The sequence below is a fragment of the Pandoraea sputorum genome (assembly GCF_000814845.2).
GTDB classification, from domain to species: Bacteria; Pseudomonadota; Gammaproteobacteria; order Burkholderiales; family Burkholderiaceae; genus Pandoraea; species Pandoraea sputorum.
On sequence record NZ_CP010431.2, the window covers coordinates 1,263,615 to 1,277,367 of the forward strand.

Here is a 13,753-nt window from a genome sequence, read left to right on the forward strand (position 1 = left end):
GTGTTCAATTTGGCTGCGAAGTCGATGCGGAGTGCGCGATGGCTGTGATCAAAACGTCCCTGTCTGCCCTTACCGGTGCGCCGGCTCATGGTGTGTCGCCGTCGCACGACGAGCGCAAGTTCGTTACGGCGCTTGCGCGCGGCCTCGAACTGCTGCGCGCCTTCGGCCCGGACGACATGTTGCTCGGCAACCGCGATTTCGCGGCGCGCACGGGCTTGCCGAAAGCGACGGTAAGCCGCCTGGCCTACACCCTCACCGAACTCGGCTACCTGCGTTACGACGTCGATCTGGGCAAATATGCGCTGGACGCGGGCGTACTGGCCCTCGGCTATGCTTTCCTGAACGGTACTGACATGCTGACGCTGGCGCGTCCTCACATGCGCGCGCTTGCCAAAGAAATGGGGTGTTCGATCTCCCTGGGCTGTCGCGAGGGCGTGGACATGATGTATCTGGAGACGATTCGCAGCGACTCCGCACATCTCACGCTGGGTCTGACGGCGGGCTCTCGTCTATCGATGCTGACCAGTTCGATGGGGCGCGTCTACCTCGCGGCCATGACGCCGACCGAGCGCGAGACGATGCTCTCGGATCTGCACGATGCCTACGACGCCAATCCCGCCGCACTGCGCAATGTCGGCTGGGAAGCACTGCAATCGGGCGTCGATAAAGGGATCGAATCGTACAAACGGGAAGGGCTCTGTTACTCGTTTCGCGAGTGGCATGAAGGCGTCAACGCCGTCGCCGTGCCGCTTCGTGACATCCGGCAGAACCGTTGGCTCGCGATCAGTTGCAGCGGGCCGTCTTCTTCGATTCCGGATTCGGTGTTTCGGGATGAGATCGGACCCCGATTGAAACAGTTGGCCGCTCGTCTTAGCGGAAACGCTTAATCGGTCTGTGGTCAATCGGGTCGGGTGTCGCCCGCGGCGCTCCACTACCTTTTAAGTCGCACCGCGGGCGACACCCAACCCGATTCGTCACCGTCATCGTTGCGATGACACCGAACGTTCGACAACCGCGCCGGGTATGCGGACATCCGATGGCGGTGATTGTCCGGCCCCTGACGTAGCGACTTGAAAGGTCTTGGAGCGGAGTCAGGGGCCGGGCAAGCGCCGCTGCCCCGGGTAGGGGACGAGGGCGCTAACCGCGTCTATACGACGGTTCTTACTGCACGTTCCAAAAACTCACAGCAACGTCCGCACGTGCCAAAGCTCCGGGAACAACACCACGTCGAGCATCTTGCGCAGGTACGGCGCACCATTCGTGCCGCCGGTCCCTTGCTTGAAGCCGATGATGCGCTCGACCGTCGTCACGTGACGGAAGCGCCACTGACGGAAAGCATCCTCGAGATCGACCAGTTCTTCGGCCATCTCGTATAGCTCCCAGTGTTGCGACGGATTGCGATAGACCTCAAGCCATGCCGCTTCGACGGTCGTGTCGTGCGGCGTTGGCTTCGTCCAATCGCGCTCCAGACGCTCCGGCGCAATCGCAAAGCCGCGACGTGCGAGCAGACGCACCACTTCGTCATAGAACGACGGTGCGTTGAGCGCAGCTTCGACCTGCTGATACAGATCCGGGCGATGCGAATGCGGCCCGAGCATCGCCGCATTCTTGTTGCCGAGCATGAACTCCAGAATGCGGTACTGATACGACTGGAAGCCCGACGAGCTACCCAGCGACGGACGCATCGACGAATACTCCGACGGCGTCATCGTTGCCAGCACGCTCCACGCCTGCACCAACTGCTCGAGAATGCGTGACACGCGCGCCAGCATCTTGAACGCTGGCGGCAGTTCGTCGTTATGAACGGCCGCGCGCGCTGCCTGCAACTCGTACAGCGCGAGCTTCATCCACAGTTCACTTGTCTGATGCTGAATGATGAACAGCATCTCGTTGTGATCCGTCGAGCGCGGATGCTGTGCATTCAGAATCGGATCGAGCGACAGGTAGTCGCCATAGCTCATGCTCTTCGAGAAATCGAGCTGCGCGTCGTGCCACTGCGTGGCGTTGGCAGACGTGCTGGCGGGCGTCGACGACGCACCGCCACTCGCTTCGCTTCCATGCCCGAACGGGCACCCGCCCTGAGCGGGCGAGTCGGATGTCGGCGTCGTGGCCTTGGGGGACGGCTTGGTCATGCTGACGACTCCTCGCTCAGGTCACCGCGCCGCGGCGGTGGAACTCGGGCTTGTCCCACGAACCGGTGCTCAGCACGTCGCGCAGAATCTCGACCGAATCCCACACGTCGGCAAAGCTCGTGTACAGCGGCGTCATACCGAAACGCATGATGCGCGGCTCGCGATAGTCGCCGATCACGCCGCGCGCAATCAGTGCCTGAATCACTGCGAAACCTTCCGGATGCTCGAAGCTCACCTGCGAACCACGCGACGCGTGATCGCGCGGCGTCACCAGCTTCAGCGGGAACTCGGCGCAACGTTCTTCGACCAGCTTGATGAACAGATCCGTCAGCGCGAGCGACTTGCGACGCAACGCGTCCATCGACGTTTGCGCAAAAATGTCCAGACCACATTGCACCAGCGACAGCGAGACGATCGGCTGCGTGCCGCACAGGTAGCGGCCGATGCCGTCGTCCGGCGTGTACTCCGGCGTCATCGCGAACGGCGTGCGGTGGCCCCACCAGCCCGACAGCGGCTGCCAGAACGTGTCCTGATGCTTCTTGTTGACCCACACGAACGCAGGTGAGCCCGGGCCGCCGTTCAGATACTTGTACGTGCAACCCACGGCGTAATCGGCGTCAGCACCGTTCAGATCGACCGGCACAGCGCCCGCCGAGTGACACAGATCCCACACCGCCAGCGCGCCGCTCGCATGAATCTCGGCCGTGCGCGCTTTCATGTCGTACATCGCGCCCGTGCGGTAGTTCACGTGCGTGAGCAGCACCACGGCGACGTCGTCGCCCAGCGCGCTTTGCAGCTCGTCCGGCGAGTCGATCAGACGCAGCGAGTAACCGTCGTCGAGCAGACGCGTCAGCCCTTGCACGATGTAAAGATCGGTCGGGAAGTTGCTGCGCTCGGAGATCACGACCTTGCGCTTGGGCGAACGCTCACGCTGCGCGTCGAGTGCGGCGGCCATCACCTTGAAGAGGTTGCTCGACGTGGTGTCCGTCACCACGACTTCGCCTTTGCCCGCACCGATGATCGGGGCAAGGTTGTCGCCAAGTGTGCGCGGCAGTGCGAACCAGTCGGCTTCGTTCCAGCTACGGATAAGACCCACGCCCCATTCGCCAGTAATCACCTCCTGCGCGCGCTTGGCCGAAGCGATCGGACGCGCCCCCAGCGAGTTGCCGTCGAGGTAGATCACGTTCGGCGGCAGGTCGAACTGTGCGCGCAGCGGCGCAAGGGCATCGGCCGCGTCGAGGGCCAGACAATCGTTGCGAGAAGACGTCATGGTTTGCGTAGTTGAGTAAATGAGTTGAAGCGTTGGATAAAAAACGGTGTGTTCCGCGATGCTCAGAGTGCGCGAAGCACTGCGCGCACCGGACTCGCATCGAGCCGCATGAACTTCAGCGGCAGTGCGATGAGTTCGTAGTCGGCTGGCGTGATGGCATCGAGGACCAGCCCTTCGAGGATCGCCATGCGATGCGCACGAATGCGGTGATGGGCGTCCATCGTCTTGCTCTGCTGCGGATCGAGTGAGGGCGTATCGATGCCCACGAGCTTCACGCCGTGCGACGCCAGCAAATCAATCGTCTCCGGTGCGACAGCGCAAAACTCGCTGTCCCAGCGCGAGACCGGCGCTTGTGTGTACGTGCGCAACAGCACGCGCGGCGGAACGTTCGCGAGGTGCGGCGCGACCATCTCAGGCGTGACGACTGGCGACGCCCCGATGCAATGGATCACCCGGCACGGCCCCAGATACGTCTGAATGTCGACTTCGCCAATGCAAACGCCCGTGTCGTCGTAATGACGCGGCGCATCGGCATGCGCGCCGGTGTGCGGTGAGAGCGTGATGCGGCCCACGTTGACCGGGCAGCCGGGACCGATCTGCCACACAGCTTCCTCGGTCAGCGGCGTGTCGCCGGGCCATACGGGCGTGTCTGCGGACAACGGCGGGCTGATGTCCCACACACGGCGCTCGGTCGTGGTGGCTGCTGCATTCGGAGCTTCCGGAGCGTTTGAAACGTTCATACGCAAGCGCTTGATAAGGCGCGTTTTTTGAAAGGAGAAATCCCAGATAGTGTAGGAAATTCTTCGCCGCAGGTGCTTGCGTATTCGAATGGCCGCGCGGGCCGAATTGAAATCAGGCAAACATTTGTGCCGTCTTATCGGTGGATTATTTCAATTTTTGCGAATTTGATCGAATTCGATGCGATTTCGTCAGAATTCGTCGGTGGGGTAGTGCGGGGTGGTGCGGGGTAGTGCGAGGGGGAGGAGGGAAGGATGGAGGCGGCGGAAGGGACGAAAGGGACGAAAGGGGCGGGAAAGAAGACTAACGTCGATGCGCCATCTGGTGGATGAGCTCGCGCAGCGCTTCCTTGAGTTGTGCCGACTGCGTCTCGCCGAATCGCGCGAGCACACTCGCCTCGTGACGTCGCGCACCCGCCAGTAACGGGGTGACATGGGCGACGCCCGCATCGGTGAGTGAGACCAGCGATTGCCGACGGTCGGTGGCGCTCTCGCCCCGAACGACGTCGCCCGATGCTTCGAGCCGATCGATGACCTTGGTGACGGTCGGCTGCTTGGCGAGCACGATGTCGGCCAGTTGATTGATGGTGCGCGCCTGCCCGTCGGACAACGTGGCCAGCACGCGCCACTCCAGCACGCCCAGATCGGCGGCAGCCACTTCGCGGTGAAACTCGTCCGACACGAGCGCGCTCGCGCGGGCGAGCAGATACAGCAGATAGTCGTCGACGAACGGTGTGTCGGACGAAGCCGGAGAGGTCGGCCGCGTAGCGGACATGATGTGCCTCAGCCCAACGATTGCGGTTTGTGGAAGCCGCCTGCGTGGAAGATCAGGGGCATGCGCTCTGCAACATCCGTATGCACGCCGCAACGCTCCACCTCACCCACGAAGATGACGTGATCGCCTTCGTCGTAACGGCTGCGGTTGTGGCATTCGAACCAGGCAAGCGCGCCGTCCAGCACCGGCGTGCCCGATGCCGACAGCGTGTACGGCACGCCCGCGAACCGGTCGCCCTTCATCGTCGCGAAGCGCTTGCACAGATCGAGCTGATCGGCAGCGAGCACGTTCACGGCGTAATGTGTGTTCTCACGGAACACGGGCATGCTGCCCGCGCGTGTGGCAAGACTCCACAAGATGAGCGGCGGCGTGAGCGACACCGAGTTGAACGAACTGGCGGTGATGCCGATGAGCGAGCCGTCGTCGGCCCGCGTGGTGATCACGGTGACACCGGTCGCAAATTGACCGAGCGCACTGCGAAAAGCTGCACTGTCGAAATCAGGCGCCGAAGCGCGATTGGCGTTCACTTTCCCTGCACTCCCGTCCGGCTAATTTGATCGGGTTGATTTGTATGAATATTCATATACTATGGCACGAACAACAGATCGACAAGACGCGTGACGGCCAGTGTTGCCCGGCAAGGGCGCAAGGGTCAGACGCTCAGGAGACGATATGCTGATCGAGCGAATCGAGCATAAGTGGATCGACGTATTTGCCGAGACCTTGCGGCGCTGCGACATACGACCCGGTGATGTGGTGGCGATTGTAGCTGAAACGCAATCCCGGCCTGTCAACGTGGAATTGGCGCAGTTGGCCGCCGAGGCGCTTGGCGCAAGGCCGTTCCGGCTGGTCGTACCCAGTGCGCGTGTCAGTGCGCCGGTGCCTGTGCGCTCGACCGGGGCAAGCGACGCGCTGGGGCAACTGGCCCCTGTCGTGGCGGCCCTCAAGGCGGCGACGCTCGTCGTCGATTGCACCGTCGAAGGCCTGTTACACGCCCCCGAACTGCCCGAGATTCTGGGCGGTGGCGCGCGCGTGCTGATGGTGTCGAACGAACATCCCGAGATTCTGGAGCGCTGCGCCACCGACCCGGCGCTGGAGCCGAAAGTGCGCGCTGCGATCAAGCGTTTGCGCAGTGCAGCAGAAATGCACGTGACGTCTGCGGCCGGTACCGATTTGCGCATCGGACTTCGCGACGCGCGTGTGGGTGGCGTCTGGGGCTGGTGCGCCAAACCGGGGCAGGTCGCGCATTGGCCCGGTGGCCTCGCGCTGGCGTTTCCCGCCGCGCATAGTGTCAACGGCCAGCTCGTGCTCGCACCGGGCGACATCAATCTCACCTTCAAACAATACTTGCGCGATCGCATTGCGCTCACCGTCGAGGACGACTATGTCGTGGCCATCGACGGAGAGGGCGTGGACGTCGATCTGATGCGCGACTACTTCGCCGCGTGGGGCGACCGCGAGGCGTACGCCGTGTCGCACGTCGGCTTCGGCCTGAACCCGCGCGCCCGCTGGGATGCACTCGCCTGCTACGACAAGCGCGATTGCAACGGCACGGAGCAGCGCGCCTTCGCAGGCAACTTCCTTTATTCGACAGGGGCCAACGAGGTCGCGGGACGCCACACGTTGGGTCACTTCGATTTGCCGCTGCGCAAATGCACGGTCGCGCTCGACGGCGACGTCGTGGTGCGCGAAGGGCAACTGCAAGGCGAATTCGCATCATGACGTCGCCGACGATGGCCGTGCCTGCCTGTCCCGCCTATCGCGAGTCCGGCGACGGCCCACTCACGCTCGTGCTGCTGCATGGCATCGGCGGCAACCGTCACGTCTGGCCCGCGCAGTTCGACACGTTCGTCGCTGCCGGTTACCGCGTCGTAGCGTGGGACATGCCGGGCTACGGCGACAGCGCCATGCCAGCCGAACCGACGATGGAGGCGCTCGCCGATAGCCTTCTTGCGTTGCTCGATACGTTGCGTTCGACGTCGCCTGTATCCGATGCACCACGCTTTGTCCTTGTCGGACACAGCATGGGCGGCATGGTCGTGCAGGAGCTGATGGCGCGCGGCGCACCCGCGACTCGCGACGTCGCTGGCCTCGTGCTGTGCGGCACGTCACCGGCTTTCGGCAAGCCTGACGGCGACTTCCAGCGCGAGTTCGTGCGTCAGCGCACGGCGCCGCTCGACGCGGGCAAGACCCTGCGCGAGATGGCCGAAGCGATCGTGCCGGGCATGCTCGGCGAGCCTGATGACGTGACACGCGCGAGCGCACACACACTGGCCGTCGACGCGATGGGCGCGCTCACGCCGCCCGCCTATCGCGCTGCATTGCAGGCACTCGTCGGCTTCGAGCAGCGCGCGGCATTGGCGCGCCTGAGCGTGCCGGTGTTGCTGATCGCAGGTGAACACGACAGCAACGCGCCGCCGAAAGTGATGGCGCGCATGGCCGCGTCGATTCCCGACGCGCGCTACGTCTGCCTGCCCGGCGCAGGCCATCTTATGAATCTGACACACCCGGCCGCCTTCGACGCCGAGGTGCGCTCCTTCCTCGCAACGCTCTAGAACAAACATCAGGAGACAACCGTGGCCTATCAGCCTCCCTCGATCGTCGGCGAGCACTTCCCGCTCACGGACAAGCAGCGGCGCCTGCTGGCGCTGGCAGAACAGGTCGGCCGCGAGTCGCTCGCCCCGCGCGCCGCGCGGTGGGACCGCGAAGCGTCGTTCCCGTTCGAGAACTACGACGACATGCGCGCCGCAGGCCTGCTGAAGTTGTGCATTCCGGAAGAAGACGGCGGGCTGGGGGCCGACTTCGCCACGTACATGATGGTGTCCGCCGAGTTGGGCCGCCATTGCGGCGCGACCGCGCTCACGTTCAACATGCACACCTGCTCGATGATGTGGACCGGCATTCTGTCGGACGATCTCGACATGACGCCCGAGCAACGCGCTGAGCATGCGGGCTATCGCAAGCATCATTTCGAGCGTGTGATTCAGGACGGTGCGATCTACGCGCAACCGTTCTCCGAAGGCAGTGCGGCAGCCGCCGGTAAGGCCCCGTTCGGCACCACGGCGACGAAGGTCGATGGCGGCTGGATGATCAACGGCCGTAAGATCTTTGCGTCGCTCTCGGGCGCAGCCAACTACTACGGCGTACTGTGCACGGAAGACAAGCCCGAGCTGTCGATGAAGGACACGTTCTACATCGCCGTGCCGGGCGACGCCCCGGGCGTGACCGTCACCGGAGACTGGGATCCGCTCGGCATGCGTGGCACCGTCTCGCGTACGCTGCTCTTCAAGGACGTCTTCGTCCCGGACGAACTGCAACTGATGCCGCGCGGCGTCTACTATCAGGCGGCGAGCCGCTGGCCGCACATGTTCATGACGCTCGCGCCGACCTATATGGGGATCGCGCAGGCGGCGTACGACTTCACCGTCAAGTACTTGCGTGGCGAAGCCGAAGGCATGGGCGCGCCGGTCAAGCGGCGCATGTATCCGACCAAGCAGATCGCCGTCGCGCAAATGCACATCATGCTGGAGCAAACGCGGGCGCTGTTCCTGCGGGCTTTGCAGGACGGTCGAGCCGATCCGGGCAAGGAAGCCCGTTTGCGCGCGTATGCAGCGCAGTACACGATCATGGAAAATGCCAACGAGTTGTGCCGTCTCGCGATTCGCACGTGCGGCGGCCAGTCGATGCTCAAGACCTTGCCGCTCGAACGCATGTATCGCGATTCGCGTTGCGGCGCGCTGATGTTGCCGTGGACGGCCGAGCTGTGCCTCGACCGCATCGGCCGTGAGGCGTTGTACGAGCCGGGCGAGCGCGACGAGTAAGCCATCCCCGGGCGAGGTTTTCGCGTCGCCCATCCGGAGTGCCTTGGTTCAGCGAATCGGCGAGGTCGCGAGGTGGCGATTGCCTCGCCGTCTCTCTTGTGACGGAGAAGAAGTTGACGCCTTTTGTAGAAGCGCTTGCCCGTCATGCGCGCGCCACGCCCAAACGGCTGGCGCTACGCTGCGGTTTCGGTGACGAAGCCCTCACGACTGATTACGCCGCGTTGTGGCGCCGTGTCGAGCGTGTTGGCGGTCATCTTCGCGAGACGTGGCGCATTGCGCCAGGCGACCGCGTCGCCTGTCTCGGTCTGAACGACGAATTGCAACTGGCGCTGCTCTTTGCCTGCGCGCGCGCCGGTGCCATCTTTCTACCGTTGAACTTTCGGCTTGCCGTGCCGGAGCTGGCCGCCATCGTGCGTCATGCGGGCGTGCGCGTGCTGTGGTTCGACGCCACACATCGCGACGCAGCACGTCAGATTCGCGATCTGCTCGAACAGGACGCCATCACCGATTTGCCACCGCCAGCCATCGCGCCCATCGACGGCCTGATTGCGGTGCCGTCGGTCAAGCCGGTCGACTACCCGGACGTGCCGGCCGATGCCCCGGTGCTGCTCGCCTACACATCCGGCACGACCGGCGAACCCAAGGGCGCGTTGCATACGCAGGCCGGGCTGCTGGCCAATGCGCAGGCGAGCTGGTGGTCGCACGATATGCGGGCCGACGATCACATTCTTTCGACGCTGCCGATGTTTCACGTCGGCGGTCTGTGCATTCAGACGCTGCCCGCGCTGCTCTGCGGTGCGAGCGTCACCTTGCATCCGCGCTTCGACCCGGGGGCGTGGCTTGCCGACGTCGCACGGCATCGTCCGACACTCTCGCTGATGGTGCCCGCCACCATGCGTGCCGTGCAGACGCACCCCGCGTGGAGCGCGACCGATCTCTCCTCGCTGCGGGGGGTGATGGCGGGATCGAGCGTCGTGCCGATGTCCGCTATCGACGCCTTCCACGCGCGCGGTATTCCGCTCGGGCAGGTGTATGGCGCAACGGAGACGGGGCCGGTGTCCATCGCATTGCGCTTCGGCGAGGCGAAGGCGCATCCCGGTGCGGTGGGGCGTGCGTGCCCCGGCGTGGAAGTACGTTTGGTCGACCCGGCCGGGCAGGACGTGGCACCCGGCGACGTCGGCGAAATTCTCGTGCGGGCACCGAACGTGATGCGCGAATACTGGCGTGCGCCCGATCATGTGTCGTTCAACGACGGTTGGTTCCACTCCGGCGATCTGGCACGCCTGCGCGAAGACGGTTGCTTCGAAGTCGTCGGCCGCAGCAAGGACATGATCATCTCGGGCGGCGAGAACATCTATCCCGCCGAAATCGAGAACGCGCTGGTCGATTGCCCTGGCGTGCTCGAAGCGTCAGTCGTCGGCGTGCCGGACGAACGCTGGGGCGAAGTGCCCGTGGCCGTCGTCGTGGCAACACCACAAGCGGGTGCGACGCAGACCTCCGTACTCGACTTTCTCGGCACACGCATCGCGCGCTTCAAACTGCCGCGACGCGTCGTCATTTTTGAGAACCTGCCCAAGAGCGCACTTGGGAAAGTGCAAAAACCGATTCTCATCGAGTGGCTATCGGACGCTACGAATTCGCAAATGACTACCAAGAGTCGCTAATCAGAAGCTTTATTCAAATTTTGCTTAAAAGCGCCGGATGCCTTGTCACACAAAGGCTCCGGCGTTTTTTTATGTTGAACTTCCGCGATGCATAAGGGAAAGTCCCTATGCGTAATCTCCCAATTTGTTACCATCCCGTGAGAATCACATTTTTTACTTTGGGAATTGCATCGCAAGATAGCGCCCATGTCGTCATCGGCGGCACAGCCTGCTGATTTTTTTGCTTTCTTTGGTTTTTTAAGACGATGGACACCACCGAAGCTCATTCGGTCTCCGAGCGCGTACTGCAAGTCCTCGTGACTGTAGCGCGTCATGGACGCCCGATCGCGGCACGCGAGATCGCCGCGCAAACGAGCCTGCCGCTCTCTACGGTTTACCGCCACCTCGTTCCGCTCAAGAAGTGGGGGCTGGTACAAGAGCATGCCCATGAGGCGCTCTACGAACCGGGTCCGGTCGGCGTGCAATTGGCGTGGGGTTTCGACCACAACTCGCATCTTGTGACTCAGGCACGTGAAGAGATCGACGCTCTCGTGCAGCGCACCGGGGAGACGGTCGGTCTGCTCGTCGCCGCCAACGGTCAGGTCGTCTGCCTCGACATGCATGAGAGCGAGCAATCGCTGCGTTGCTCGTTCGCGAAAGGCCGCGCGCATCCGCTGGTGCATGGCGCTTCGGCCAAGGCCTTGCTCTCCTTCCTGCCCCAGACCACCCGCGAGAATCTGATTGGCCGTCAACTGGCCGGCCAGCCGGTCGCGCAGGAGCGTCTGGCCGCGCAGATCGAAGAGATTCGCAAGCAACGGTATGCCGTGTCGGAGAGCGAAGTGGATTTCGGCGTCTGGGGTGTGTCGGCCCCGGTCTTTGCCGCGAAGGAACGTCTGGAGGGCACCATCACGCTGATGGCGCCGGCCGTGCGTGTGGCGCAGCGCCACGAAGAGCTGATCCGCCTCACGGTGGCGGCAGCCGAGCGTATTTCGAATCGATTGCAGTACTTTTAACCGGTTTTTCCGAACCGAGACTACACGAAGGAGTACCAGATGAAATTGCGTCACATCCTGTTCACGATGGCGCTGGCCGTCACCTGCTCGAGCAAGGTCTTCGCTGCTGACGACGTGCTGCGTGTTGCCACCGACGCCACGTTCCCCCCGTTTGAATACGTGGATAACGGCAAGCGCACCGGCTTCGACGTCGAAATGATCGAAGCGCTGGGCAAGGCGATGGGCAAGAAGGTCGAGTGGACCGATATCGACTTCAAGGGGCTGATCCCGGCCGTGCTGTCCAAGCGTGTCGACGTGGCCGCTTCGGCCATCTACATCACCGACGAACGCCTCAAGGCCGTGAACTTCACGCACCCGTACTACACCGGCGGTCTGGCCATCATGGTCAAGGCTGATAACACCAGCATCAAGGAACCTGCCGATCTGAACGGCAAGAAGGTGTCGGTGCAGGTCGGTACGAAGTCGGTGCAGTTCCTGACGGAAAACTACCCGAAGGTCTCGCGCGTGGAAGTCGAGAAGAACGACCAGATGTTCGAACTCGTGAAGATCGGCCGTGCCGACGCCGCTGTGACGGGCAAGCCGGCGGCGCTGCTGTACGCAAAGGCCAACCCGAGCGTCAAGGTGCTCGACAAGACCCTGACCGTCGAGCGTTATGGCTTCGCACTGCGCAAGGAAGACAAGGCGCTGACCGAAGAAATGAACAAGGCGCTGGAAAAGGTGCGTGCTGACGGCACCTACGCCGCGCTGGTGACGAAGTACTTCGGCAGCTCGAAGTAAGTCGCGTCATTCGCATCACGTATTACCTAAGCAATACCGGGCGGGCTGGCCGTCACTCGTGTTGGCGTGACGTCGCCCGCCCAAGTAATAAAGCAATAGCGCAGTAGAGCAACTGACGGAGTACGCATGGAACTCGATTTTTCGCCGGTGTGGGCAAACTGGACGGACCTGGCGCGTGGCGCGCTGGTGACCGTCGAAGTCACCGCCTGCGCCCTGGCCCTGGGCTGTGTCCTGGGTTTGCTGGTCGGCATGGGCCGACTCAATCCGGCCAACCGCATTCGCTACGGCATCTGTACCGCTTACGTCACGTTCATTCGTGGCACGCCGCTGCTGGTGCAGCTCTTCATCCTGTTCTTTGGTCTGCCTCAGTTCAATATTCTGCTGCCGGCGTTTGTGTGCGGCGTGCTGGGTCTGGGCATCTACAGCGGAGCTTATGTCTCGGAAATCGTGCGTGGCGCCATCCAGTCGATCGAGCGCGGTCAGATGGAAGCCGCCCGCTCGCTCGGCATGCCTTACGGTCAGGCCATGCGCTCGGTGATTCTGCCGCAGGCAGTGGTGCGCATGATCCCGCCGCTGGGTAACGAATTCATTGCGCTGATCAAGAACTCCGCCCTTGTGTCGCTGCTCACAATTCATGACGTGATGCACGAAGGTCAGAAGATCATCAGCGTGTCGTATCGCTCGCTGGAAGTGTATCTGGCGATTGCATTTGTTTATCTGATTCTGACCGGTGTCACCACGCTGCTGCTGCAGCGCGCCGAGAAGTCCCTGCGTGCCGGAGGTGCCGTGCAATGAGCGAAGTGAAGACAACCAACGGCGCCCCGATCCTGAAGATCGAAGGGCTGGGCAAGGCTTACGGCAGCCATCAGGTGCTCAAGGGCATCGACTTCGAAGTGCAACCGCGTCAGGTCGTCGTGGTCATCGGCCCGAGCGGTTCGGGCAAGAGCACGTTCCTGCGTTGCTGCAACGGTCTGGAAACGGCCGAGCAAGGCACGATCGAGATCGTCGGCAAGAAGCTCGTCGATCACGGCAAGATGATGGGCGAGAACGCACTGAATCACCTGCGCACGGAAGTGGGCATGGTGTTCCAGTCGTTCAACCTGTTCCCTCATCTGACGGTGCTCGATAACGTGACGCTCGCACCGCGCAAGCTGCGCGGCATGAAGAGCGCCGACGCCGAAAAGCTCGCTCGCGAACTGCTCACCAAGGTGGGCCTCTCCGCGAAGGCGGACGTCTACCCGGGCACACTGTCGGGTGGTCAGAAACAGCGCGTGGCGATTGCTCGCGCGCTCGCTATGCAGCCGCAGGTCATGCTGTTCGACGAACCGACGTCGGCGCTCGATCCGGAACTGGTCGGCGAAGTGCTGCAAGTCATGAAAGCGCTCGCGAACGACGGGATGACGATGCTCGTCGTCACGCACGAAATGGGCTTCGCTCGCGAGGTCGCCGACGTGGTCGTCGTGATGGACCAGGGCCGCATCATCGAAGCCGGTTCGCCGGAGCAGATTTTCACTGCGCCGCGCGAAGCGCGTACGCGTGAATTCCTGCAAGCGGTCATTTCGCGTTCGGCATAACGGCCTGGCTG

At 63.0% G+C, this 13,753-nt stretch carries 14 protein-coding genes; 9 read left to right on the top strand and 5 right to left on the bottom strand.

Annotated features, from left to right (window positions below):
* Positions 1-38: 38 nt before the first annotated feature.
* The gene (locus NA29_RS05760) at positions 39-887 is read left to right on the top strand and encodes an IclR family transcriptional regulator (protein WP_224786862.1); all 849 of its coding nucleotides are present in this window, start codon (positions 39-41) and stop codon (positions 885-887) included.
* Between the two features lie 294 nt (positions 888-1,181).
* Here the strand turns inward: NA29_RS05760 and kynA are convergent, their stop codons facing one another.
* The 5 genes from kynA to NA29_RS05785 all read right to left on the bottom strand — a co-directional run bounded on the left by kynA (position 1,182) and on the right by NA29_RS05785 (position 5,441).
* Positions 1,182-2,132: a tryptophan 2,3-dioxygenase gene (gene kynA / locus NA29_RS05765; RefSeq protein WP_039396685.1), complete on the bottom strand. Its 951-nt coding sequence runs from the start codon at positions 2,130-2,132 to the stop codon at positions 1,182-1,184.
* Positions 2,133-2,148: 16 nt separating this feature from the next.
* Positions 2,149-3,402 (bottom strand): kynureninase, encoded by a 1,254-nt coding sequence (kynU, locus tag NA29_RS05770; protein WP_039396688.1) that lies wholly within the window; start codon positions 3,400-3,402, stop codon positions 2,149-2,151.
* A gap of 62 nt (positions 3,403-3,464) precedes the next feature.
* On the bottom strand, positions 3,465-4,142 hold the full coding sequence (gene kynB / locus NA29_RS05775; RefSeq protein WP_052252556.1) for an arylformamidase: 678 nt from the start codon (positions 4,140-4,142) through the stop codon (positions 3,465-3,467).
* Positions 4,143-4,443: 301 nt separating this feature from the next.
* Positions 4,444-4,914, bottom strand: coding sequence for a MarR family winged helix-turn-helix transcriptional regulator (locus NA29_RS05780; RefSeq protein WP_039396691.1), 471 nt, complete (start codon positions 4,912-4,914; stop codon positions 4,444-4,446).
* 8 nt (positions 4,915-4,922) lie between these two features.
* The gene (locus NA29_RS05785; RefSeq protein ID WP_039396694.1) at positions 4,923-5,441 is read right to left on the bottom strand and encodes a flavin reductase family protein; all 519 of its coding nucleotides are present in this window, start codon (positions 5,439-5,441) and stop codon (positions 4,923-4,925) included.
* A 145-nt stretch (positions 5,442-5,586) separates the two neighbouring features.
* Here NA29_RS05785 and NA29_RS05790 point away from each other — a divergent pair, with 145 nt between their 5' ends.
* From NA29_RS05790 to NA29_RS05825, 8 genes are all read left to right on the top strand, one after another.
* On the top strand, positions 5,587-6,636 hold the full coding sequence (locus NA29_RS05790; protein WP_039396697.1) for a 2,5-dihydroxypyridine 5,6-dioxygenase NicX family protein: 1,050 nt from the start codon (positions 5,587-5,589) through the stop codon (positions 6,634-6,636).
* Positions 6,633-7,469 (top strand): alpha/beta fold hydrolase, encoded by an 837-nt coding sequence (locus NA29_RS05795; protein WP_052252557.1) that lies wholly within the window; start codon positions 6,633-6,635, stop codon positions 7,467-7,469. The genes NA29_RS05790 and NA29_RS05795 overlap by 4 nt, the downstream gene beginning before the upstream one ends.
* A 21-nt stretch (positions 7,470-7,490) precedes the next feature.
* On the top strand, positions 7,491-8,735 hold the full coding sequence (locus tag NA29_RS05800) for an acyl-CoA dehydrogenase family protein (RefSeq protein ID WP_052252558.1): 1,245 nt from the start codon (positions 7,491-7,493) through the stop codon (positions 8,733-8,735).
* 113 nt (positions 8,736-8,848) lie between these two features.
* The gene (locus NA29_RS05805; protein ID WP_039402496.1) at positions 8,849-10,399 is read left to right on the top strand and encodes a class I adenylate-forming enzyme family protein; all 1,551 of its coding nucleotides are present in this window, start codon (positions 8,849-8,851) and stop codon (positions 10,397-10,399) included.
* Positions 10,400-10,644: 245 nt separating this feature from the next.
* Positions 10,645-11,391 (top strand): IclR family transcriptional regulator, encoded by a 747-nt coding sequence (locus NA29_RS05810; protein WP_039396700.1) that lies wholly within the window; start codon positions 10,645-10,647, stop codon positions 11,389-11,391.
* A 39-nt stretch (positions 11,392-11,430) separates the two neighbouring features.
* Complete coding sequence (locus NA29_RS05815; protein WP_052252559.1) at positions 11,431-12,168, top strand: transporter substrate-binding domain-containing protein; 738 nt, start codon at positions 11,431-11,433, stop codon at positions 12,166-12,168.
* A gap of 126 nt (positions 12,169-12,294) precedes the next feature.
* Complete coding sequence (locus NA29_RS05820; RefSeq protein WP_039396703.1) at positions 12,295-12,963, top strand: amino acid ABC transporter permease; 669 nt, start codon at positions 12,295-12,297, stop codon at positions 12,961-12,963.
* Positions 12,960-13,742 carry an amino acid ABC transporter ATP-binding protein gene (locus tag NA29_RS05825; protein ID WP_039396706.1) on the top strand — a complete coding sequence of 261 codons (783 nt, stop codon included), beginning with the start codon at positions 12,960-12,962 and terminating at the stop codon, positions 13,740-13,742. Before NA29_RS05820 ends, NA29_RS05825 begins: the two co-directional genes overlap by 4 nt.
* The last annotated feature ends 11 nt before the right edge of the window (positions 13,743-13,753 follow it).

Coding starts and splice junctions, on each gene's coding strand:
- NA29_RS05760 (WP_224786862.1), top strand. CDS start 39: ATGGCTGTGATCAAAACGTCCCTGTCTGCCCTTACCGGTGCGCCGGCT.
- kynA (WP_039396685.1), bottom strand. CDS start 2,132: ATGACCAAGCCGTCCCCCAAGGCCACGACGCCGACATCCGACTCGCCC.
- kynU (WP_039396688.1), bottom strand. CDS start 3,402: ATGACGTCTTCTCGCAACGATTGTCTGGCCCTCGACGCGGCCGATGCC.
- kynB (WP_052252556.1), bottom strand. CDS start 4,142: ATGAACGTTTCAAACGCTCCGGAAGCTCCGAATGCAGCAGCCACCACG.
- NA29_RS05780 (WP_039396691.1), bottom strand. CDS start 4,914: ATGTCCGCTACGCGGCCGACCTCTCCGGCTTCGTCCGACACACCGTTC.
- NA29_RS05790 (WP_039396697.1), top strand. CDS start 5,587: ATGCTGATCGAGCGAATCGAGCATAAGTGGATCGACGTATTTGCCGAG.
- NA29_RS05795 (WP_052252557.1), top strand. CDS start 6,633: ATGACGTCGCCGACGATGGCCGTGCCTGCCTGTCCCGCCTATCGCGAG.
- NA29_RS05810 (WP_039396700.1), top strand. CDS start 10,645: ATGGACACCACCGAAGCTCATTCGGTCTCCGAGCGCGTACTGCAAGTC.
- NA29_RS05815 (WP_052252559.1), top strand. CDS start 11,431: ATGAAATTGCGTCACATCCTGTTCACGATGGCGCTGGCCGTCACCTGC.
- NA29_RS05820 (WP_039396703.1), top strand. CDS start 12,295: ATGGAACTCGATTTTTCGCCGGTGTGGGCAAACTGGACGGACCTGGCG.
- NA29_RS05825 (WP_039396706.1), top strand. CDS start 12,960: ATGAGCGAAGTGAAGACAACCAACGGCGCCCCGATCCTGAAGATCGAA.